Source organism: Prevotella nigrescens, from assembly GCF_031191185.1.
In the GTDB taxonomy this organism is placed as follows: domain Bacteria; phylum Bacteroidota; class Bacteroidia; order Bacteroidales; family Bacteroidaceae; genus Prevotella; species Prevotella nigrescens.
On the sequence record NZ_CP133465.1, the window covers coordinates 469,274 to 489,684 of the forward strand.

The 20,411-nt window shown below is 43.2% G+C and carries 18 protein-coding genes; 6 read left to right on the forward strand and 12 right to left on the reverse strand.

The features are described from left to right. Positions 1-92 precede the first annotated feature (92 nt). A complete protein-coding gene (locus tag RDV52_RS04070; RefSeq protein WP_004366941.1) occupies positions 93-410 on the reverse strand; it encodes a heavy metal-binding domain-containing protein in 318 nt (105 codons plus the stop codon). 635 nt (positions 411-1,045) lie between these two features. Here RDV52_RS04070 and mutS point away from each other — a divergent pair. Next, positions 1,046-3,712: a DNA mismatch repair protein MutS gene (mutS, locus tag RDV52_RS04075; protein ID WP_004366939.1), complete on the forward strand. Its 2,667-nt coding sequence runs from the start codon at positions 1,046-1,048 to the stop codon at positions 3,710-3,712. Positions 3,713-4,211: 499 nt separating this feature from the next. On the opposite strand, the gene lgt is transcribed toward mutS, so the two are convergent. The 5 genes from lgt to RDV52_RS04100 all read right to left on the reverse strand — a co-directional run bounded on the left by lgt (position 4,212) and on the right by RDV52_RS04100 (position 9,016). Next, positions 4,212-5,054 carry a prolipoprotein diacylglyceryl transferase gene (gene lgt / locus RDV52_RS04080; protein ID WP_004366935.1) on the reverse strand — a complete coding sequence of 281 codons (843 nt, stop codon included), beginning with the start codon at positions 5,052-5,054 and terminating at the stop codon, positions 4,212-4,214. Between the two features lie 18 nt (positions 5,055-5,072). After that, the gene (gene ychF / locus RDV52_RS04085; RefSeq protein WP_004366933.1) at positions 5,073-6,176 is read right to left on the reverse strand and encodes a redox-regulated ATPase YchF; all 1,104 of its coding nucleotides are present in this window, start codon (positions 6,174-6,176) and stop codon (positions 5,073-5,075) included. 137 nt (positions 6,177-6,313) lie between these two features. Beyond that, on the reverse strand, positions 6,314-7,273 hold the full coding sequence (gene rnc / locus RDV52_RS04090; protein WP_004366931.1) for a ribonuclease III: 960 nt from the start codon (positions 7,271-7,273) through the stop codon (positions 6,314-6,316). Then, positions 7,263-8,525 carry a beta-ketoacyl-ACP synthase II gene (gene fabF, locus RDV52_RS04095; protein WP_004366930.1) on the reverse strand — a complete coding sequence of 421 codons (1,263 nt, stop codon included), beginning with the start codon at positions 8,523-8,525 and terminating at the stop codon, positions 7,263-7,265. The genes rnc and fabF overlap by 11 nt, the downstream gene beginning before the upstream one ends. 254 nt (positions 8,526-8,779) lie before the next feature. Beyond that, positions 8,780-9,016: an acyl carrier protein gene (locus tag RDV52_RS04100; protein WP_004365096.1), complete on the reverse strand. Its 237-nt coding sequence runs from the start codon at positions 9,014-9,016 to the stop codon at positions 8,780-8,782. A gap of 368 nt (positions 9,017-9,384) precedes the next feature. Here RDV52_RS04100 and RDV52_RS04105 point away from each other — a divergent pair, with 368 nt between their 5' ends. After that, positions 9,385-9,987: a DUF4254 domain-containing protein gene (locus tag RDV52_RS04105; RefSeq protein ID WP_040557066.1), complete on the forward strand. Its 603-nt coding sequence runs from the start codon at positions 9,385-9,387 to the stop codon at positions 9,985-9,987. Between the two features lie 3 nt (positions 9,988-9,990). Next, entirely contained in the window at positions 9,991-11,031 is a 1,041-nt protein-coding gene (locus tag RDV52_RS04110; RefSeq protein WP_004365094.1) for a glycosyltransferase family 9 protein, read from the forward strand. Positions 11,032-11,429: 398 nt separating this feature from the next. Here the strand turns inward: RDV52_RS04110 and RDV52_RS04115 are convergent, their stop codons facing one another. Then, on the reverse strand, positions 11,430-12,737 hold the full coding sequence (locus RDV52_RS04115; RefSeq protein ID WP_115098576.1) for an IS5 family transposase: 1,308 nt from the start codon (positions 12,735-12,737) through the stop codon (positions 11,430-11,432). Positions 12,738-12,878: 141 nt separating this feature from the next. Here RDV52_RS04115 and RDV52_RS04120 point away from each other — a divergent pair, with 141 nt between their 5' ends. The 3 genes from RDV52_RS04120 (at position 12,879) to RDV52_RS04130 (ending at position 14,998) form a co-directional block, all read left to right on the forward strand. Then, the gene (locus RDV52_RS04120) at positions 12,879-13,532 is read left to right on the forward strand and encodes a hypothetical protein (protein ID WP_004366925.1); all 654 of its coding nucleotides are present in this window, start codon (positions 12,879-12,881) and stop codon (positions 13,530-13,532) included. A gap of 122 nt (positions 13,533-13,654) precedes the next feature. Continuing rightward, positions 13,655-14,188 (forward strand): HXXEE domain-containing protein, encoded by a 534-nt coding sequence (locus RDV52_RS04125; RefSeq protein WP_004366924.1) that lies wholly within the window; start codon positions 13,655-13,657, stop codon positions 14,186-14,188. Positions 14,189-14,209: 21 nt separating this feature from the next. Then, positions 14,210-14,998: a class I SAM-dependent methyltransferase gene (locus RDV52_RS04130; protein ID WP_040556915.1), complete on the forward strand. Its 789-nt coding sequence runs from the start codon at positions 14,210-14,212 to the stop codon at positions 14,996-14,998. Between the two features lie 135 nt (positions 14,999-15,133). Here the strand turns inward: RDV52_RS04130 and RDV52_RS04135 are convergent, their stop codons facing one another. The 5 genes from RDV52_RS04135 to RDV52_RS04155 form a co-directional block, all read right to left on the reverse strand. Next, a complete protein-coding gene (locus RDV52_RS04135) occupies positions 15,134-15,517 on the reverse strand; it encodes a DUF5024 domain-containing protein (protein ID WP_004366922.1) in 384 nt (127 codons plus the stop codon). 36 nt (positions 15,518-15,553) lie between these two features. Continuing rightward, positions 15,554-16,096, reverse strand: coding sequence for a hypothetical protein (locus RDV52_RS04140; protein WP_004366921.1), 543 nt, complete (start codon positions 16,094-16,096; stop codon positions 15,554-15,556). Then, positions 16,086-16,559, reverse strand: a complete 474-nt coding sequence (locus RDV52_RS04145; RefSeq protein ID WP_004366920.1) for an RNA polymerase sigma factor — start codon at positions 16,557-16,559, stop codon at positions 16,086-16,088. The genes RDV52_RS04140 and RDV52_RS04145 overlap by 11 nt, the downstream gene beginning before the upstream one ends. Positions 16,560-16,582: 23 nt before the next feature. Further along, entirely contained in the window at positions 16,583-17,518 is a 936-nt protein-coding gene (locus RDV52_RS04150) for a GIN domain-containing protein (RefSeq protein ID WP_223381172.1), read from the reverse strand. A 397-nt stretch (positions 17,519-17,915) separates the two neighbouring features. Then, complete coding sequence (locus tag RDV52_RS04155; protein ID WP_004366917.1) at positions 17,916-20,387, reverse strand: TonB-dependent receptor domain-containing protein; 2,472 nt, start codon at positions 20,385-20,387, stop codon at positions 17,916-17,918. Between the last annotated feature and the right edge of the window lie 24 nt (positions 20,388-20,411).

Here is a 20,411-nt window from a genome sequence, read left to right on the forward strand (position 1 = left end):
GATAAAAGCCAAACAAGGAGTTAAAGCGCAAAGGGAATCAGGAGGATAAAAACAACCTCTTGAAACTGCCCTTTGCGCTTTAATTCCTTTTATTATATGCGCACTGCGGTGCCCGAACAAGCCACCATCAGCATCGAACCGCCCTGCCCTACTGTCTCATAATCGATGTCGATGCCCACAATAGCATTTGCGCCCAATTCCTGCGCACGTTGCATCATTTCCCGAACAGAAGTTTCCTTGCCTTCCTGCAACACCTTTTCGTACGACTTGCTGCGTCCGCCTACAATGTCTCTGATACCTGCAAAGAAGTCTTTTATAAAGTTTGCACCAATAATTGTTTCACCTGTTACAAGTCCTTTATACTCTAAAATCTTATAACCTTCGATGTTTGGAGTTGTTGTAAGAATCATAATTTGCCTTTCTTTAAGTTTTAATTGGCAATCGCTTTGACTGCCCTACCCTTTTAACGGAATATTTCTCTAAAAGTTGTAATTGCGTCCTACTTTTGTAAAAATAATTTATAGGAAAAACGATAATTTCGATTTGGCATTGCGAAAGCGGCTCTTTTGCGATGCAAAACCTACGCTTTTACCGTGCAAAACAGCCGCTTTTGGAACGCAAAACAATAGGTTTTACAACGCATTGATAACTAACGAGTTACACAAGAGTCACGCTTGCGAAAAACTTTTACACTATTATCGTCTGTTTTCCGCCTATGAAACGAAGAATACAAGGGTAGCAGAACAGACAGCCAAAGGGTTCTTCCTATTCAGAAAAGCAAAACTATATGTTAGTCTTCGGTAAATATTGACCGACCATTAAAAATTCAATAAAGCATTATTCTATTCATCATTATCGCTCAATTGCCATACAACGACTTACAATGCAAGGCTCGGAATCGGTTTCAGATTATAGTCCGATTTCTTGAAACAGACTATCAGACAAAGCCCAAATAAATTGGCTATCGTTTGGACAATATGCCGAAAATTCGTATTTTTGCATTTCACGAATTTATATAGTAATAGGCAAGAAAGGTAAAAGCAATATGGCAAAAGACAACAAAGGGCTCACTCCGATGATGCGACAATTCTTTTCGATGAAAGAAAAGCACCCCGATGCGTTAATGCTCTTTAGGTGTGGCGACTTCTACGAAACGTATTGCGACGATGCCATAGAAGCTTCTAAGATACTCGGCATAACGCTGACACGCCGAAACAACGGTGCGGCAGCGGGCGACGAGATGGCTGGATTTCCTCATCACGCACTCGATACCTTCTTGCCAAAGCTTATTCGTGCTGGAAAACGCGTAGCAATATGCGACCAACTCGAAGACCCGAAGAAGAAGCGCGAAGCTTTGAAGGGCAAACGGGGCTTGTCTGCCGAAGACAAAATGGTGCGACGAGGCATAACGGAACTTGTTACGCCTGGCGTTGCTATGGGTGACAACGTGCTGAACTATAAGGAAAACAACTTCTTGGCTGCCGTTCACTTCGGCAAAGGTTCTTGCGGTGTGAGCTTTCTCGACATTTCGACAGGCGAATTTCTCACCGGTGAGGGCACGTTCGACTATGTTGAAAAGCTCATTGGCAACTTTTCGCCAAAGGAAGTGCTGTACGACCGTGCCCGAAAGTCTGACTTTGAACGCCATTTCGGTACACGCCTGTGTGTGTATGAAATGGAAGACTGGGTGTTTACCGACCTTTCTGCACGCCATAAACTGCTGAAACACTTCGGAACAAAGAACCTGAAGGGTTTCGGTGTAGACCATCTGAACAACGGAGTGATAGCTGCTGGAGCTATCATGCAGTACTTGGAACTTACCCAGCACACAAACATCAACCACATAACGTCGCTCGCTCGCATCGAAGAAGAGAAGTATGTGCGACTCGACCGCTTCACCATTCGTTCCTTGGAACTTGTCGCGCCCATGCAGGAGGACGGTTCGTCGCTGCTCAACGTAGTAGACAGAACCATCACACCAATGGGTGGCAGAATGCTGCATCGCTGGCTTGTGTTCCCATTGAAGGACGTAAAGCCCATTAACGAGCGTTTGGACATAGTGGAATACTACTTCCGCGAGCCCGATTTCCGCCAATGCCTGAACGACCAACTCCACCGTATGGGCGACTTGGAACGCATCATTTCAAAGGTGGCAGCAGGCAGAGTGTCGCCGAGAGAGGTAGTTCAGCTGAAGATAGCCTTACGTGCGATACAGCCAATGAAGACCGCTTGCCTCTATGCGAACAACGAAGCCTTGAAGCGGGTAGGGGAACAGCTGAACCTCTGCGAGTCTATTCGCGACCGAATAGAGCAGGAAATAAAGCCCGACCCACCACACTTGGTTGCCAAAGGCGACGTGATTGCACACGGTTTCAACGCCGAATTGGACGAATTGCGCTCCATTCGCGACAACGGAAAGCAGGTTTTGCTCGACATTCAGGAGAAAGAAGCGGCTCAAACGGGCATCAGTTCGCTGAAGATAGGCTTCAACAACGTTTTCGGATACTACCTTGAGGTGCGCAATACATTTAAAGACAAGGTACCTGCCGACTGGATTCGCAAGCAGACCCTTGCGCAGGCAGAACGCTACATTACCCCTGAACTGAAGGAATACGAAGCCAAAATACTTGGTGCCGACGAGAAAATACTCGCTCTCGAAGCGCGTCTTTTCAACGAATTGGTGCAGGATATGCAGGAGTTTATTCCTCAAATACAAATCAACGCCAACCTTGTGGCACGCCTCGACTGTCTGTTGGCATTCGCAAACATTGCCGAAGAAAACAAGTATGTGCGCCCCATGGTAGACGACAGTATGGTGATTGACATAAAGAAAGGCCGCCACCCCGTAATAGAAACCCAACTGCCACTTGGCGAACCATACATACCAAACGATGTATATCTCGACAACGAGCAACAGCAGATTATGATGATAACAGGTCCGAATATGGCTGGTAAATCGGCTCTGTTGCGTCAAACCGCACTCATAGTACTATTGGCGCAGATAGGTAGTTTCGTCCCAGCAGAGGGCGCAAGAATCGGTTTGGTCGATAAAGTTTTCACACGAGTGGGTGCTTCCGACAATATTTCGCTCGGAGAATCTACTTTTATGGTGGAAATGACTGAGGCATCGAACATTCTGAACAATGTTACACCCCGCTCGTTGGTACTCTTCGACGAGCTGGGACGTGGCACAAGCACCTACGACGGCATCAGCATAGCGTGGGCAATCGTAGAGTATCTGCACGAACAACCACGTGCTGCGGCACGTACACTCTTCGCAACGCACTACCACGAACTGAACGAAATGGCAAAGAACTTCCGCCGAATAAAGAACTTCAACGTATCTGTGAAAGAGGTGGACGGCAAGATTATCTTCGTGAGAAAGTTGGAACGAGGCGGCAGCGAACACTCTTTCGGTATTCACGTAGCCGACATTGCAGGTATGCCAAAGTCGATTGTGAAGCGTGCGAACGTCGTCTTAAAAGAATTGGAAGCCGACAATGCGCAGGTAGGCAGTGTAGGAAAGCCGTCGGCAGAGAAGCTTGAGCAGAGTAGGGAAGGGGTTCAGCTTTCGTTCTTCCAACTCGACGACCCTGTACTGACGCAGATACACGACGAAATCATAGGCTTGGACATCAACAACCTTACACCCGTTGAAGCATTGAACAAGCTCAACGAAATCAAGCGAATTGTACTTCCGAACAGCAAATAAAGTGTAAATATTTTTCAAAGAGATATCTATTGTCTAACTATCTCTTTATCAACACTTTGCAAAACCTATTGTTTTGCATTCCAAAAGCGGCTCTTTTGCACGGTAAAAGCGTAGGTTTTGCAGCGCAAAAGAGCCGCTTTCGCAATGCCAAAGCGCAGTTATCATTTTTAAGAGAATTATCTTTACAAAGTCAAGGCAATTTCCACGTGTTGGTTTAAAGGTTTATAGGAACCTTAGGGAGATTAGGAATATTAGGCGAAAACATTTTTTCTTGGGTGCTGGGAACATGATGAAACACGCCCATACCTGCCATTGTGCAACACAAAACCTATGTGTTTGCAATAACAAAGCAGCTTGCAGCTGACGCCCTTAAACAGCAAAAACAACATCGTTCCCCCAATAAAATTCCATTCAATCCCTTCTACCCTCTTACAACAACGGCTCTGCAATTAAGTTGCAGAGCCGTTGTTGTAAAGTATTTCTTATCTTATCGGTCGATTTACGCATTGTATTCTTTTCCTCTCGACCGCATAACCGACCATATACCGAGTGCTATAAACGGTATGCTGAGTATCTGTCCCATATCGATTGGCAAGCCTGCCTCGAAGTCTACTTGCACTTCCTTTGTGTATTCGATGAAGAAACGGAAGGTGAAAATAAGCGCAAGGCATAAGCCGAAGTAAAGTCCTGTACCCACTTTCTTGGGATATTTCCTATAAATAAGGAAGATAACCCAGAAGAAAACGAAGTAGGCAATCGCCTCGTAAAGCTGTCCAGGGTGGCGCGGATAGGTATCAACATCGTAGAAGATAAACGCCCAAGGCACATCGGTTACCTTTCCGATAATCTCCGAATTCATCAGATTGCCCAAGCGAATGAACACCGACGTAATGGTAGAGCATATACCCATAAAGTCTAATACCACCCACACATTCAACTTAGTACGCTTAATGTAGAGGTAAAGGGCTATAAGCAGCCCCACAACCCCACCATGCGAAGCCAAACCCTGATAGCCTACAAACTTCCAACCGCCGCCAGCAAGGAACTTTATAGGGAGAAATATCTCGACAAAATGTTGCCAAGAGTCGAAGAAATCTTCTGGTTCGTAGAAGAAACAATGCCCCAGACGTGCTCCAATAAATGCACCAAGGAAGACGTACATGAACATTGGTTCGAACTTTTCTACTGGTATTTTGTGGCGTTTGAAGAGCCATCGCATAAGAAAATATGCAACAGCAAAGCCCACAAGCCAGCACATTCCGTACCAACGAATGCCCATTGAGCCGAAACGCACAAGGTATTCGTCGGGTTGCCAGGCTATATAAAGCAAATTATTCAGCATGTTTTATTTCTCCATAAACTATACATTGAAGCGGAAGTGCATAATGTCGCCATCTTGGACAACATATTCCTTGCCTTCTACGCCAAGCTTTCCAGCTTCGCGGACAGCAGCTTCGGAACCGTATTTCAAATAGTCTTCGTACTTGATAACCTCTGCACGAATGAATCCTTTCTCAAAATCGGTGTGGATAACGCCTGCACATTGAGGGGCTTTCCAACCTTTTTGGAACGTCCACGCCTTTACTTCCATTTCTCCGGCAGTAATGAATGTCTGGAGATTAAGTAGTTGATAAGCTTTCTTTATGAGTCGGTTTACACCGCTTTCCCCCAGTCCAAGTTCGTCAAGGAAGAGTTTTTTGTCTTCGTAACTATCTAACGATGCTATGTCTTCTTCGGTCTTGGCAGCGATAATCATCGCTTCTGCACCTTCTTCAGCGGCAATTTTCTCTACTTGCTTGCTGTATTCGTTGCCGTTCTTTGCACTGTTTTCGTCCACGTTGCAGACGTAAAGCACGGGCTTTGTGGTGAGAAGAAACAAGTCGTGAGCCGCTTGTTGTTCTTCTTTCGTATCGAATTGCACGCTACGGGCGTTCTTGCCTTGCTCCAGCACCGTTTTGTAAGCCTCGAGAACAGCTACCATTGTCTTGGCATCTTTATTGCCCGCAGCCGCCACTTTCTGCTGTTTTACGAGCTGAGACTCTATGGTTTCAAGGTCTTTCAGTTGGAGTTCGGTATCTATAATCTCCTTGTCTTCAATCGGATTTACTGCCGAACCGCCTTCACGAACAATGTTATCGTCTTCGAAACAGCGTATTACGTGAATGATAGCATCGCATTCGCGAATGTTGCCGAGGAACTTGTTGCCTAATCCTTCGCCTTTGCTTGCACCCTTAACAAGACCTGCAATGTCTACTATCTCGCAGGTAGCAGGGACGATTCGCCCCGGGTGAACGATTTCGGCGAGCTTGTTCAGACGCTCGTCGGGCACGGTAATAACCCCCAAGTTGGGTTCTATTGTACAGAAAGGGAAGTTGGCTGCCTGCGCCTTGGCACTGCTCAGACAGTTGAAAAGTGTAGATTTGCCCACGTTTGGCAAACCTACTATACCACATTTTAATGCCATATTCTAAATAAACGTTTATTTTCTTTTGGTGCAAAAATACTGCTTTATTCTGACATTATAATCTTTAAAAGCACTATTTTGTGTTCCTATCCTAAATTGTAAGCTATTTTGCATAGCTTAATATAGCCATTGTTGCATTATTCGAACGCCTTCGCTTCGGCTTCGGCAATAATGCTTTCTTTCTCGTTGTCTTCTGTGTTAGAGACATGTTCCTCGCTTTCTATTATGGCAGAAGCATCGTTCTCGTCATCTTCTAACGGCAAAATAGATACATTATCTTCTGTTGTCTCAATAACATTGCCACCCTCTGGTTGCTCTAAAGCAATGCGCTTTCGTTTGGCTTCGAATATTCTATTGGCAAACTTCGTGTCTTTTCGGATATGTTGGAGTGTTATTTTAGCCGCTTCTTGCTGACTTTCTTTTTTCGAATAGCCGTTTCCCTCGCCACAAGCAATGTCTTCTAACACCACTTGGAAGCAAAAGATAGGACTGCCCTCCTTGTCTTTACCGAAAGAAAGCGGCTTAAACTCAAGGCAAACCTTGTGTTTCTGTGCCCATTCTATGAGTTTCGACTTAAAGTTTACTTCTTTATAGGCTACCTTATCAATATTGATAAGCTCTCCTAATATCTGCTTTTTCATAAACTTCATACAAGCCGTGTAGCCGTGGTCAAGGTATAACGCACCTACCAAAGCCTCGAACGCATTGCCCCCAAGGTAGCTATTGTGCGACTGCGAGTGTCCGCTCGACAAGATTAAACGTGTTATTCCTAAGTCGTTTGCCAACTTATTGAGGGTTTCACGCTGCACTATCTTAGACCGGGTATTGGTTAAGAAGCCTTCACGCTTGCCTGGGAAGTGTTCGAAAACAATGTCTCCAACGATAGCATCGAGTATTGCATCACCCAAAAACTCTAAGCGTTCGTTGTTAACAGGTTTGCCTTTATCGTTCCTTCGTGCCACACTTTTATGTAAAAGTGCCGTCTTATAGAGGGAAAGGTTATGCGGAAGCACACCTATTATATGATACAAAGACAAATAAAGCTCCTTTTCCTTGCGGAAAGGGAGCTTTATTCTGTCTATCATTTTATTCAGCATACTTCTTGAAAATCACGCAAGCATTGTGGCCACCAAAGCCGAATGTATTGCTAAGTGCAGCACGTACTTCGCGTTTCTGAGCCTTATTGAATGTAAAATTCAGTTTGTAATCAATTTCTTCGTCCTTATCGTCTTCCTCATGATTTATGGTTGGAGGAACAATATCGTTTTGAATGGAAAGCACACAAGCCATTGCCTCAACTGCACCGGCAGCTCCAAGCAAGTGTCCAGTCATACTCTTGGTAGACGAAATATTGAGTTTGTAGGCTGCATCGCCAAAAAGCTGGACAATAGCCTTTGCTTCTGAGACGTCGCCGACAGGAGTTGATGTGCCATGGACATTGATATAGTCGATGTCTTCAGGCTTCAAACCGGCATCGTCGAGTGCTGCTTGCATTACCAAATGTGCGCCCAAGCCTTCCGGATGAGACGCTGTGATGTGGTAAGCATCGGCAGATTCACCCTCACCAACCAGCTCTGCGTATATCTTAGCGCCACGAGCCTTTGCGTGTTCTAACTCTTCAAGTATCAGACAGCCTGCTCCTTCACCCATAATGAAGCCGTCTCGGCTTGCTGAAAATGGACGCGAAGCGTGTTCCGGGTCATCGTTGCGAGTTGAAAGTGCGTGCATTGCAGTGAAACCGCCTACCCCTGCTTCGGTAATAGCAGCCTCTGCACCGCCACTGACAATCATATCAGCCTTGCCCAAGCGAATTAAATTGAATGCCTGACTGATAGCATTGGTAGACGATGCACAAGCTGATGTCGTTGTAAAGTTAGGACCGTGGAAGCCGAAACGAATACTAATGTGACCAGAAGCAATGTCGGCAATCATCTTTGGTATGAAGAAAGGATTGAATTTGGGTCCGTCTTCCTTATGAAGTGCATAATAACCAATTTCTTCTTCAAAGGTTTTAATACCGCCAATACCAACTCCGTAAACCACACCGATACGGTTTTTATCGGCTTTCTCCAAGTCGATGCCGCAATCTTCCACACCTTGAATGGCACTGATGAGTGCCAACTGTGTGTAGCGGTCGAGCTTGCGCGCTTCTTTACGGTCGATATAATCGTTCACATTAAGGTTTTTCACCTCGCAAGCGAACTTTGCTTTAAAATTAGTTGTATCGAAATAAGTAATAGGAGCTGCACCACTCTTACCTTCAAGCATTGCTTTCCACGTTTCTTCAGGATTATTTCCCAACGGAGTAACTGCACCCAGCCCTGTTACTACTACTCTTTTTAATTCCATTAATTTGCTGATTTAAATTCTGTCATCGTGATTACGAGACGCTCTTAGGTTTCTTTCAGAAAAAAATTAAGGAGTTAAGCAAAAGGTTCTACTATACACTTATGAAACGTAAGTAAAACGATTGGCTTAACTCCTTAACTCCTTTTTCTTGTCTTAGAGCCTGAATGGACGAAACCCAAGTAAGAAATAAGTAAATGTTAAAGACTAAAAATCAGTTGGAAGCCGAAGCTCCCAACCATCATTTATATATCTTCTTACTTTGCGTTCTCTTGGATATAAGCAATGGCATCGCCTACAGTAGCGATTTTTTCTGCCTTATCGTCTGGAATAGAGATACCAAATTCTTTCTCAAACTCCATAATAAGTTCTACTGTATCCAAAGAATCAGCGCCAAGATCGTTTGTGAAACTTGCTTCTGGCTTTACTTCTGCCTCGTCTACACCGAGCTTATCTACGATAATTGCCTTTACCTTTGATTCAATTTCTGACATAATTGTTAAGTTTTAAAATGTTTAATACTAACTTTCTAAATTCTAAAATTCGGTTGCAAAGGAAAGATAATTTTTTCATACACGCAAATTTTTTGCTTAAAAAAGCACTTATCTATGCACAGAATATATGTATTTGTGCAATAAAAACAGTACTTTTTGTATTATATTGCGCTAAATCAAGACATTATAACAGATGATTAGCACATTACTTCTACGGCTCCAGCACATCGTTTGCAAGCCTTCAGCACATTCATCTGATATATATTATTATAGCAGAGAGGCTTCTTTAGATAAAAATGCCTTGCTTTTATTTTGTGTATATGATTTATTTGAACTATATTTGCAGAAAAATTAAAAGAACAGAAAATATGTCATTTACGGAACATTGTAATGAGATTTTTAGTCAAGCTATCCGCGATTACCACATCACGGATAATGTAGACACACCTATTAATAATCCATACGAAAGAGATTCTATTGAAAACAGATTGTATTTGAAGTGCTGGATTGATACGGTCCAGTGGCATTTTGAGGACCTTATCCGCGATCCGCACATTGCTCCAGAAGACGGAATGAGTTTAAAGCGCCGCATCGACCGTTCCAACCAAGACCGAACAGACCTCGTTGAACAGATTGATTCGTATTTCCGACAGCTTTATTCTGACGTAAAAGTGCAGGAAGGAGCTACCATCAATACTGAAAGTCCAGCATGGGCAGTAGACCGCTTGTCTATCTTGGCACTGAAAATCTATCACATGAAGGAGCAAGCTGAGCGCACAGATGCATCAGCAGAACACATTCAAAAGTGCCAGAACAAGCTGAATGTGCTGCTCGAACAGCAAGCAGACCTTGGAACAGCTATCGACCAGCTGCTCGACGACATTCAGGCAGGACGCAAATACATGAAGGTCTACCATCAGATGAAGATGTACAACGACCCTGCCACCAACCCCGTACTCTACAAAAAGTAAGAGGTGAAGACCGACCACATCATCATCATGCGCTTTTCTGCCATGGGCGACGTTGCCATGACAGTTCCTGTGGTCTTCTCTCTTGCCCATCAATATCCCGACCTTCGCATCAGCGTTCTTTCCCGTCCGTTTGCCAAAGCGTTCTTCAGCCACATGCCAAAGAATGTGGATTTCATTGCAGCCGACTTGAAAAACGAATACAAGGGCATTAAGGGACTGAACCAACTATACGGCAGACTGAAGGCAAAACAGCCTACAGCCATTGCCGATTTCCACGATGTGCTGCGCTCGAAATACATACGAACACGCTTTACCCTTTGCGGATACAAGACAGTGCACATCGATAAGCACAAGAACGGAAAGCGTAAGCTCTGCCGAAAAACACATAAAGTAATGGAACAACAGCCCACATCGTTCCAGAACTACGCAGAAGTTTTAAGCAAATTGGGCTATCCTGTAAATCTTTCCTTTTCTTCTTTATTCGCAAACGGTGGCAATCAGCTGTCGCAGCTCCCTGATATAATAGGCGAAAAGCCTGACGGCGAACGCTGGATAGGCGTTGCTCCCTTTGCTGCCCACAGCGGAAAGATGTATCCAAAAGAGAAGATGGAAGAGGTGGTAAAGGTGCTTTCCACTGAATACAGCAATCTCCGAATATTCTTTTTTGGCGGTGGAAAGGAAGAAAAACAGATACTCAACACGTGGGCTGCAAAGTATAAAGGCTGCACTTGTGCTTCAGAAGTGCTGCACGGACTGAACGAAGAGCTCGTCTTAATGAGCCATTTAGACACAATGATTTCGATGGACAGTGCCAATATGCACCTTGCTTCACTTGTCGGCACACGCGTTGTAAGCATTTGGGGGGCTACTCACCCTTACTGTGGCTTCCTCGGCTGGAACCAAAAAGAGGAAGATGCCGTACAAAACACCGAACTGGAATGTCGCCCTTGTTCTGTATTCGGCAACAAACCGTGCCGCCGTGGCGACTTCGAATGTATGCACAGCATAGCCCCAAGTGCCATTATTGAGCAGTTAAACTTATAATATAGTTTATTTTACACTATAATTAAAACTAAATAATAATACCTACTGCTAAACTAATCGGCACAAACTCCTACCCATACACCTTGCTTTACAGAAGTAGAAATAGTATAAAGAATTTTTCAAAGTATATCTATCGTGTAACATCTTCTTTATCAACGCATCACAAAACCTATTGTTTTACCGTGCGAAAAATATTTATTTACGTGTAAGTAATATAAATATTAATTATTAACTTTGTCCTAAATCAAGTGTTCTTAGAACATAAATGATTCTATGAAAGACTCTAAAATGTCTTATAATACTATTTTTAGAAAGTACGGATAAAAGTGCATTAACCACACTTTTAAAATAATAGTAATTAACACATAAATAAGTTAAGAATCATAATTAGTCATCCCTTAAAAACTATATTTCAGCATAAAGCTTGTACTGACAAGCTCTATGCTGATTCTTTTTATAAGGTCCAAAAGAACTCTCATAGCTCTTTTGAAGTTATATGCTGCTGCAGCTAATAATACATTGATAGCATCTCCTTTCACACCTTTATAAAAGTTGCGAGATAATCGGTGGTCTGCTTTAAGATGTCCTATTGTTGGTTCTATACCTGCTCGTTTACAAAATAGTTTGTGTTTCTTTCTCTTTTGGTAGTAGCTGTCTTTAGCTTTAGGAACGTCTGGAATGAGTATCTTTGTCTGCCCAATCTGCTTTACACCTCTATACCCTCTATCTCCTGCTAACTTATCAACCTGCTTTCCTGTCATCCTTTGGATTTGTTCTAACGTCTTTTCGATAGTATGCCCATCATATTCATTCCTAAAAGAACATGCACCAAGAATAAGTCCTGACCATGAGCGAAGAATAGATACTTTATTGCCAAACTCATATTGCTTATGCTCCTTACCTTTGCTGATACAAACTACATCTGGTTCGTGCAGAGAATATACTTTATTCTTTGACTTCCTATTCTGAGAAAGAACTCTGTAATATAGCTCAAACATCTCCTCATATCCTTTCCTTCCCCCAAGATTACGCTCTAGCTCTCTTACCAATCTTCCTGCTATGGTCTTCAGTTGTCTATCTGCCTTAAGAGCTTTCTTACGATTCTTGGGATGATTACGAAAACGTTGGGAACGGTAAATGCCTTTCAAGGTACGCGTATAACTCTGTCGTAGAGGAAGACAATTGTCATGAACTATCTTCAGAACGTTTTTGATTATCTTTTTATGCAACTTCGCATCTGTAGGATAGGTTATATTCTTCTCCTGCACGGTAGAATCAATGAAAGCCGTATCAAAATGATCTTCGTTATCATGGTCGGTATTAACGCGGATGCTCTCTGCTAATATTAATTCCATACCTTTTTCACCGATACGATTTCTGAAGTGAACTAACTCGGAAGCGTCACAGGGTTGTTTGGGCATAAATTCAAGTCCACCACAGAAATATTGGTAGTAAGCATTCTCACTCCATTGAGAAACCACCATTTCATCTGACACATTACGCAAATGTTTTAAAATTAAAAGACCACACAGCAAGCGAATTGGATGAGCAGGGCGGCCGTTAGTGCTGCAATACAAAGGAGAAAAAGCATTTTCAAAACATTCCCAATTAATCTTATTACTAAGTTGGAAAAGGGGATGTTCATGGCTAAGCATGTCCTCTAGAGAAGAGAACATAGAGAGCTGTTTAGATGTGCGTTTAAGCATAAATATCTGCAAGAATTATAGTATAAAGGTACAAAAACTTGCAGATATAAACAAATAATTTACAGGATAATATACTATGAATCAGAGGAATATTAGGTTTATAAGGGAGGACTAATTAACATTAAATTAAAAAATAAAAATATGGATAGGAATAACACAACAAATATACTATTAAAAGGAATAGTAATTTTAATAGTGCCAGCAATAGCAATAGTAGCTTTAGGAAAAATAGGACTCACAGAGGCACAAGCGATTTTAATAGTAGGAGTATTCACAGTTATTACTGCTGCAAATCAAATCCGTGCAAGTAATAAAAAAACTTTTATCAATACAATAACAATTGCTCGAAAAGAATATATAGCTACACTTCGTAAAGTAGTTAGTGAGTTTTGTGCAAGTGCTGAAAGTAAAGACAATAACAATACAAGATTGATAGAATTATCATATCATCTAAAAATGTTTATGAATCCCAATGGTAAACCCAATGATAATTCCAATAATAAACCTGATGATACCACCAATGGAAAAACCGAGAATACTGATGGATATTGGGATAGGGAAGCTATTAAACTAATTGATGAAATTATCCAAGCAGCCCAAACAGAACAAACAGAAGATAAAAAAAGACATATTAGTAAATTTATAAGATTAATGCAACTATGGTTTGCTCTTGAATGGCATGGAATGACAGAAGAAAGCAAACACGGAATAATGGACGATGATGATAAGAAAAATTTGCAGAAAAAATACTATTTAGAATATAAAACTTGGGTAAAGCAAGAATATAATGAATAAAAATGCAAAGAGTTAAAGTTGATAACCATTTTCGTGAGCTCACGAAAATGGTTAAATCGAGTAGCTAAAAAAAGAAAGGTGCATATAAAATCGGTAATTTGAAATAAATAACAAGGGAGGTTATGACAAGAATAAACTTAATAATGATGCTTCTTCCTTTCGTGTTTATGATTCACGAATACGAGGAAATTATTATGTTTAGACGTTGGATAGACAGGAATAGGGAAGAATTGAGAAAACGATTCCCTAAAATCGAATCATTCTTTACCCGACGAGGAGTTTTCGATTATTCCACTTCCACCTTTGCCGTTGGTACTGCTCACGAGTTCATACTTATTTCTGTTGTTTCGTTTTGCTCCGTTTGGACTGGGGAATATCAATGGTGGTTTGCTGCATTGACAGGGTATTCCGTTCACCTTTTAATGCATATTGCGCAGTGGATTGTATATCGAAAATATGTGCCTGTTATCATTACAAGCCTCCTGACATTACCTTATTGCATCTATTCTTTTGCTGAATTCTCAAAAACAACAGTTCTATCCTTCTCGCAAATGGTTCTATGGGCAGCCATTGGCATTGTTCTTACCATACTAAGCTTGTTTTCTGCATTCTTCTTTATGGATAGGTTTCAACGTTGGGAAAAAGGTAATAAATAACAAATCAATAAGAAATAAATGATGGAAGATTATTATAAAATAAACAAAGAGGCATGGAATGCAAGAACAGAAATTCATCTGCATTCCTCATTTTATGATTTGAATAAATTCAAAAGAGAAGTAAAGTCTGTTCCCGACTTGGATTTGTCTTTACTGGGAGATGTTCGGGAGAAGTCTATCCTGCATCTTCAATGCCATTTCGGAATGGATACGCTTTCCTTATCAAAGTTAGGAGCTAACGTTGTTGGGGTAGATTTCTCGGAAGAAGCTATACAAACGGCAAAGTCTTTGAACGAGGAATTAGGACTGAATGCGCAATTCTGCTGCTGCAACATTTACGATGTACCTACCGTATTGCAAGGGCAACAGTTTGACATTGTATATACGTCTTATGGTGTTGTCAATTGGTTGCCCGACTTAACCCAATGGGGACAGGTGATTTCACAAATGCTGAAAGACGGAGGGAAGTTCGTTATCGTGGAATTTCACCCCGTATTGTGGATGTTCGATGGAAACTTTTCTCAAGTCCGATATGCTTATTCACGCAAAGAGCCTTACATAGTGGAAGAAGCCATTTATACGGATTCAGAAACCAATAATCGGCAAAAGACCGTTACATGGAACCACGGACTGGCTGAAGTTATTAATGGCTTGCTCTATAACGGCTTGCAGATACGGTCTTTTGGAGAGTATGATTATTCGCCCTTCAACCTATTTGGAAATATGACTGCCGAAAAGAACGGAACGTTCAAAATCGCAGGAAAGAATGGCAAGGTACCGATGCTGTTTTCTGTTGTCGCCTCGAAATAAGTGTTTTCTGCATAACAAAACCGCTATCAAACGAAGCAAAAGCTGTTTGATAGCGGTTTATTTGTGCTGATAAGGGTATGTTTCAGGGTTGCTTAAGCATTGATATACCCTTTTCGCATTGCTGTGAGAAAGATTTTATTTCGGCTGTATGATAATCGTTACCTTTACTTGTCCGTAGTTGGCGTTGTTGCGTTTCAGCATATAGATGCGAGTTTGCTGGGGCTTTTCCACCACAAGTAGGGTGGTATGTTCGTTGTTTGCCACCTTGTCGGTCCAGCTTCCCGTACGTGCTTCGCGTTTAAATGCGCGGTAAAAGGTATTTCCTTCGCCATTATCGGTTTCGAGTGTCTTCACAACTTTCACTACCTTTTGGGTTTGCGGATTGCGTTTTACAGCTGTTGTGAAGGAAGAACCACCCGACGAAGAATAGCGTTCCACAAGATTGTCGATGCTGTTTTGCGCCTTTGCGGCAAGCGTTGTCAGCAAGCAGACAATGAATGTTATTATGTATTTCTTCATTTTTTTCTTCCTTATATTTATGGTTTCGTATCGTTGTTACAGCGTTGTTTCGCCGTCAGTATTCAACAGTTGTTCCAATGCTTTGCGCTGTTGGGGGTCGTCAATGCTTTCAAGCACTTCCGTTTCGGCATTTTCTATCACGGCTTGCCTCTGTACTTTCTGTTCTATTCGGTCGGCTTCGGCAAACGTTTCCTTCAGTTTTCCCTTTATTTCGTGCAGATTGTCGTTCCTAACTCCATTGACAATAGTGTAGCTACCCGCATATTTCCTTGCCAATTGGTGGTCTTGATACTGCCCATAAAAGAAATAAATGCCGAGCAAAAACAGTAGAGAAGCAGCAATGCCGACGATGCGACGAAACGTAACCGTGTTTGTTCGTGTCGGCTGTCTTGGTGTTTCTTCAATGTATTCGGATAGTTGCTGAACGGCAGCAAAGTCGAGAAACATTTCCCGATAGTGCAAGTATTCGGGCAATACACGCTCCGAGCGAAAGTAAGCGTAAAGGCTTTGCTCCTCGCCGAGTGTGGTTTCGCCGTCCAAGAACTTGTCAATCAGTAGTTTTATTTCTTTATTTTCCATTGTTGTATTGCTTTAAAACTGCTCGTCTGGCACGACTGACAGCCTGCCGTATGGCAGCTTCAGTACTGCCCGTAATCTGTGCAATGCCGGCATATTCCATTCCGTCGATGTGGCGCAGATGCAGAATGGTTTGCTGGAACGTAGGCAAGGTGTTCATAATGTGGAGCATTCTGTCGATGCGTTCATCGGTTTCCGTGCGTTCTTCCGCCTGTATGGCTTGCAAGCTGCTTATTGCCGTGTGTGGCATGGCATGGCGCAGGCGGTCGATAGCTATGTTCCGAGTAATGACGGAAGCGATGGGCATGAGCGGCAAATTGAGTTCGGCATGTATCTGCCACAGTCGCAACATTGCATCTTGCACAATGTCTTCCGCCTCATCGCTGTTCTTCAGATAGCGCAGGGCGATGCTGACGAGTTTCGGTCGCGCGGTGGCGGCTTCTTGCTTAAACTCTGTTTCGGTCATTCACAGGCAGTTTGGTCGGGCTTTTAATATTTGTTCAGCTTGGAGCTGTCTACGTGTGAGATGCCTTGATTGTCTATCTGGACATCGTCGGCAGTACCTGCAAGCGTTACTTCGCCGAAGCCTGAGTTTGTTACCACGATGCGCCGGCATTCCAAATTGGCCTTTACTTCCCCGTTTCCGGTATTGCTAATCCTTCCTTCGCCTCCTTTAAAGTTAAGATTAAACTCGCCGAGACCCGAATTTACAATGTCCAGTAAGTCGGTTCTTGTGGCTTTCAGCCTGATGTCTCCATTGCCTGTATTGTCTATTCTGCCTTTCTTTCCGCTGAACGTAACCTTATATTCGCCCGACCCGCTGTTTGCTATCGTAAAGTCGTCGGAACAGACTGACGATTTCATATCGATGACACCAGTTCCATCAAACTTAACTTTCGGGGCGTTTATATTTATCTTTCCATCTACCACACCGCTCATGTTCAGTGTCAGCGATTTGCCCGAAAGGTTGTCTATGTGCAACGAGTTTACACCGCTAAGGTCGATTTTCATGTCTCCTCCTTTCATGTTCCTCGCCTTGAAATCGTTCACACCGTACATATTGATGATGTCCATACGGGGCGATGTTATTCTTATGATGGGTGTCTTCTTGCATTCGTCCTTGTCCTTGTGCTTTGTGCCTTTCTTCCAATGTATGCTGAGAAGTCCGTTCTTGTTGTTCACCTCCGTGCTTGCAATGATGTTTGCGGGTGCTGTAATGCTGACGCTGTATGTGTCGCCCTGCACGTATTCCACGTTTCCTACCATGCCAATGTCAATGCCGCCAAACCCTTTCACGTTGTAGCTTTGGGTAATGATGGCTGTCGAAGCAGTAACGGTAATGTCGTTGCGTTTCTCTCTTGGCTTTGTTGCACAGCTGTTCATCGCTCCGAGAAGTATGGCACAGCAAAAAATCAGTCGTTTCATAAGCATTTTGTTTTGATTGTCTACTCTTGGTACGCAGCAGGTGTTGTTTTGTGACAACAGTCTGACGAATATTTAATCACCTGCTGTCGCAGGTCTATAACATCTGCAATTGTCAGTCTATATATGCCTTTGTTGCAGGTATTCAATATCTTCTATCAATACCCTTGTTAGGGTATTGACTGATACCCTTGTGAGGGTATTGACAGACACCCTTGTGAGGGTATTCATTATCGGTACGTAATACTGACGGGTGCAGGTGTTACATACCAATAATCGAAGCATAAGGGAAGCTGTTGTCAGAGCTGTATCCATCATTGACATACTGTCTCTATTTAGCAAATATGGCACCATATTCTAATATGATGCCATACCTTACTGTTATATGCTGCCTGAATGTCTACATTCCTATTCCGGTACCAACTCCGCCCACCTGGCTGTCGTTCTTCTTTTCCTGGAAATCGTTGGATATCTTGGTTCTGTTTGTCTGGAACTGCCTCTTGGTGTTGCCGAAGTGCCATGTAAGGGTTAAACCTACTTGCTGAACGGATATGACCATGTTTGTGCGTTGCGTAAAGTCGGCACCTGCGCTGTATTGGTCTTGCCTTATCTTTCCGGAGAATGGCGTAAAGTAGTTCAGGCTTACGTTCAGCTTCTCGTTGAAGAAGTCTTTTGCTAATGCAATGTTTATCATGCTGAAGCCGTTGCCGTATCCCTGCAGGGTGTGTCGCTTCGTCATTCCGCCCGTGTATATGCTCATCTTCACGTTCCAAGGCAAGGTTTGCTGCAGCCCTATGAATGCCGTTGCCTGCCAGGCGTGCTTCTTCTGGCTGAGCTTGTCGGAACGCATGTCGCCGTAATCGAAGCCACCGTTAAGGAATATGCGTGTATTGGGCGTCAGGGAATAGTTTATGAACGTGTTGAAGTTGGTCCATCGGCTGCGCACAATGTTGCCGTAGGTGGTGTTCAATATGCCGTTGGCGTCCATGAACGAATACTGCTCTATCTGGTTGTTGGCAAATGCTTCGCCCAGAGTAAGGTTTATCATGAACTTCGGAGTAAAGGCATTGAACACAAGATTGACCTTGTGGCTCTTTTCCACGTCGAGGTTTGGATTGCCGTAAGTGAGCACTGTCGGCGTAGAACGGTCGATGTAAGGGTTGAGGAACGAAATTCCGGGACGCGATATGCGCATGTTGTAGTTCACACCGACATTCACCGCAGCTCCGATGTTGTAAGTGAAGCTTGCCGAAGGAACCAGATTGCCATAGTTCTTCTTGAAGTCATCGCCCTTTCCAAGTATGAATTCCACGTGCTCCCATGTATGTTCGTAGCGTGCTCCAGCCTTTGCACTGAACTTGCCCAGCGTGAGCTTATACTCTATGTACGATGCTAGTATGCTTTGTGTGTTCTTGTAGTTTACGCTGTTGTTGCTGTCGAAGACCTCTTTGCCGTTTATTATGTTATAGAACTTAGAGTCGGAAGTGTTTCTTCTGCCAATGAACTTGGCACCTGCATTGAGTGTCTGGTTCTTCGACAACGGCGTCGTATAGTCGGCTTGGAACGTGTGCTCCGTGCCACGCATCTTTGAGTTGGAGTGCAAATCGTTCAACGTGAGTGGTATTCCTGCAGGCAATGGGTCGTAGATGTTGCGACTTTCGGTTGTTGTAGGGTCTGTCGTGAAGAGATAACTCAAGGTAATGTTGCTTGTTCTATCGCGATTTAAAAAGCGCTGATAGTCTATGTTTCCATTGAATGAAGTGTTTTCGTTGCGCGTCATCATATCGTTGCCGTACGAGAAGCCGCTGCCATACATACCACCAGAGAAAGTTGTTGTAGGGTGTCCGCTATTCTTTACACTGTAATTCATCAACCCGACAGAAGCACCAATGTTGCTTAAAGAGTCTATCTCGTAACCCAAACTGAAGTTAGCCATGTTGAAAGGCACTTTTATCTTGCTCTTTTGAAACGAATGCATCTTTGAGCCGTCAGAAGCAATGCGCTCTGTTGTAAGTTCCATCTTCCCCGTCTCCGAATGGTTGTGCGTTACATTGGCACTGTAGGTCAGCTTGCCTTGCTGTCCACTGACAAATGCAGAACCATTCCAGCCAAAGTTATTTACCATTGCACTCACACTGCCATTATAGCCGTTCATGCTTTGCTGCTTTCCATTAACTTTATTCATTATGATGTTAAGCACGCCGCCGACACCTTCGGCATCGTACTTTGCACCTGGGTTGGTAACAACTTCAATCGACTTGACCGACGAGGCCGGCATCGATTTGAATATCTGCGAAGGATTGGCAGAGAACATTACGTTCGGCTTTCCGTCTACATAGACTTTGAAAGAACCTTGTCCGTTCACGGTAATGTTGTCTTGTCCGTCTACCGTTACCATCGGAACCTTGCGCAACATATCGAGCACTGTCTTCGATTTGCTGTCCACATCATTCTCTATATCGTAGCTCATCTTGTCGGTTTCCATCTTTACGAGTGGCTTTTGTGCTACTACTTCCACACCTTTCATCATCTTTTCATCGTCTTGCACCAAGATAGTGCCAAGGCTTAAAGTAGGATTTGCAGCGCTAAGGTGCACTTTTCGTGTTATCATCTTACGTCCCATAGAACTGATTGTAACAGTAAAGTTGCCCGTTCCGTCCACTTTCTGCAATATTTTACCATCATCGTCGGTAACAGACATAGCAACAGGCTTGTCCATTTTTCCACCTTTGAACACACGAATGGTAGCAAACGGTTCGCTTTCATGCGTAAGCGAATCAAGCAATTCGCCTGTAATTGTCGTTGTCTGGGCATTTATAGCTGTGCTTATCCACACCAATGCCAATGTCAGTAATGTTTTCTTTATCCTCATTGTTCGTTGTTTTTATTTTGCTGC

Excerpts from the sequence above, each read along its gene's own strand:
- mutS (WP_004366939.1), top strand. The coding sequence starts at position 1,046 with ATGGCAAAAGACAACAAAGGGCTCACTCCGATGATGCGACAATTCTTT.
- ychF (WP_004366933.1), bottom strand. The coding sequence starts at position 6,176 with ATGGCATTAAAATGTGGTATAGTAGGTTTGCCAAACGTGGGCAAATCT.
- RDV52_RS04125 (WP_004366924.1), top strand. The coding sequence starts at position 13,655 with ATGACAAGAATAAACTTAATAATGATGCTTCTTCCTTTCGTGTTTATG.
- RDV52_RS04155 (WP_004366917.1), bottom strand. The coding sequence starts at position 20,387 with ATGAGGATAAAGAAAACATTACTGACATTGGCATTGGTGTGGATAAGC.
- RDV52_RS04120 (WP_004366925.1), top strand. The coding sequence starts at position 12,879 with ATGGATAGGAATAACACAACAAATATACTATTAAAAGGAATAGTAATT.
- fabF (WP_004366930.1), bottom strand. The coding sequence starts at position 8,525 with ATGGAATTAAAAAGAGTAGTAGTAACAGGGCTGGGTGCAGTTACTCCG.
- RDV52_RS04145 (WP_004366920.1), bottom strand. The coding sequence starts at position 16,559 with ATGACCGAAACAGAGTTTAAGCAAGAAGCCGCCACCGCGCGACCGAAA.
- RDV52_RS04130 (WP_040556915.1), top strand. The coding sequence starts at position 14,210 with ATGGAAGATTATTATAAAATAAACAAAGAGGCATGGAATGCAAGAACA.
- RDV52_RS04140 (WP_004366921.1), bottom strand. The coding sequence starts at position 16,096 with ATGGAAAATAAAGAAATAAAACTACTGATTGACAAGTTCTTGGACGGC.
- RDV52_RS04105 (WP_040557066.1), top strand. The coding sequence starts at position 9,385 with ATGTCATTTACGGAACATTGTAATGAGATTTTTAGTCAAGCTATCCGC.
- RDV52_RS04100 (WP_004365096.1), bottom strand. The coding sequence starts at position 9,016 with ATGTCAGAAATTGAATCAAAGGTAAAGGCAATTATCGTAGATAAGCTC.
- RDV52_RS04070 (WP_004366941.1), bottom strand. The coding sequence starts at position 410 with ATGATTCTTACAACAACTCCAAACATCGAAGGTTATAAGATTTTAGAG.
- RDV52_RS04115 (WP_115098576.1), bottom strand. The coding sequence starts at position 12,737 with ATGCTTAAACGCACATCTAAACAGCTCTCTATGTTCTCTTCTCTAGAG.
- lgt (WP_004366935.1), bottom strand. The coding sequence starts at position 5,054 with ATGCTGAATAATTTGCTTTATATAGCCTGGCAACCCGACGAATACCTT.
- rnc (WP_004366931.1), bottom strand. The coding sequence starts at position 7,273 with ATGCTGAATAAAATGATAGACAGAATAAAGCTCCCTTTCCGCAAGGAA.
- RDV52_RS04135 (WP_004366922.1), bottom strand. The coding sequence starts at position 15,517 with ATGAAGAAATACATAATAACATTCATTGTCTGCTTGCTGACAACGCTT.
- RDV52_RS04150 (WP_223381172.1), bottom strand. The coding sequence starts at position 17,518 with ATGAAACGACTGATTTTTTGCTGTGCCATACTTCTCGGAGCGATGAAC.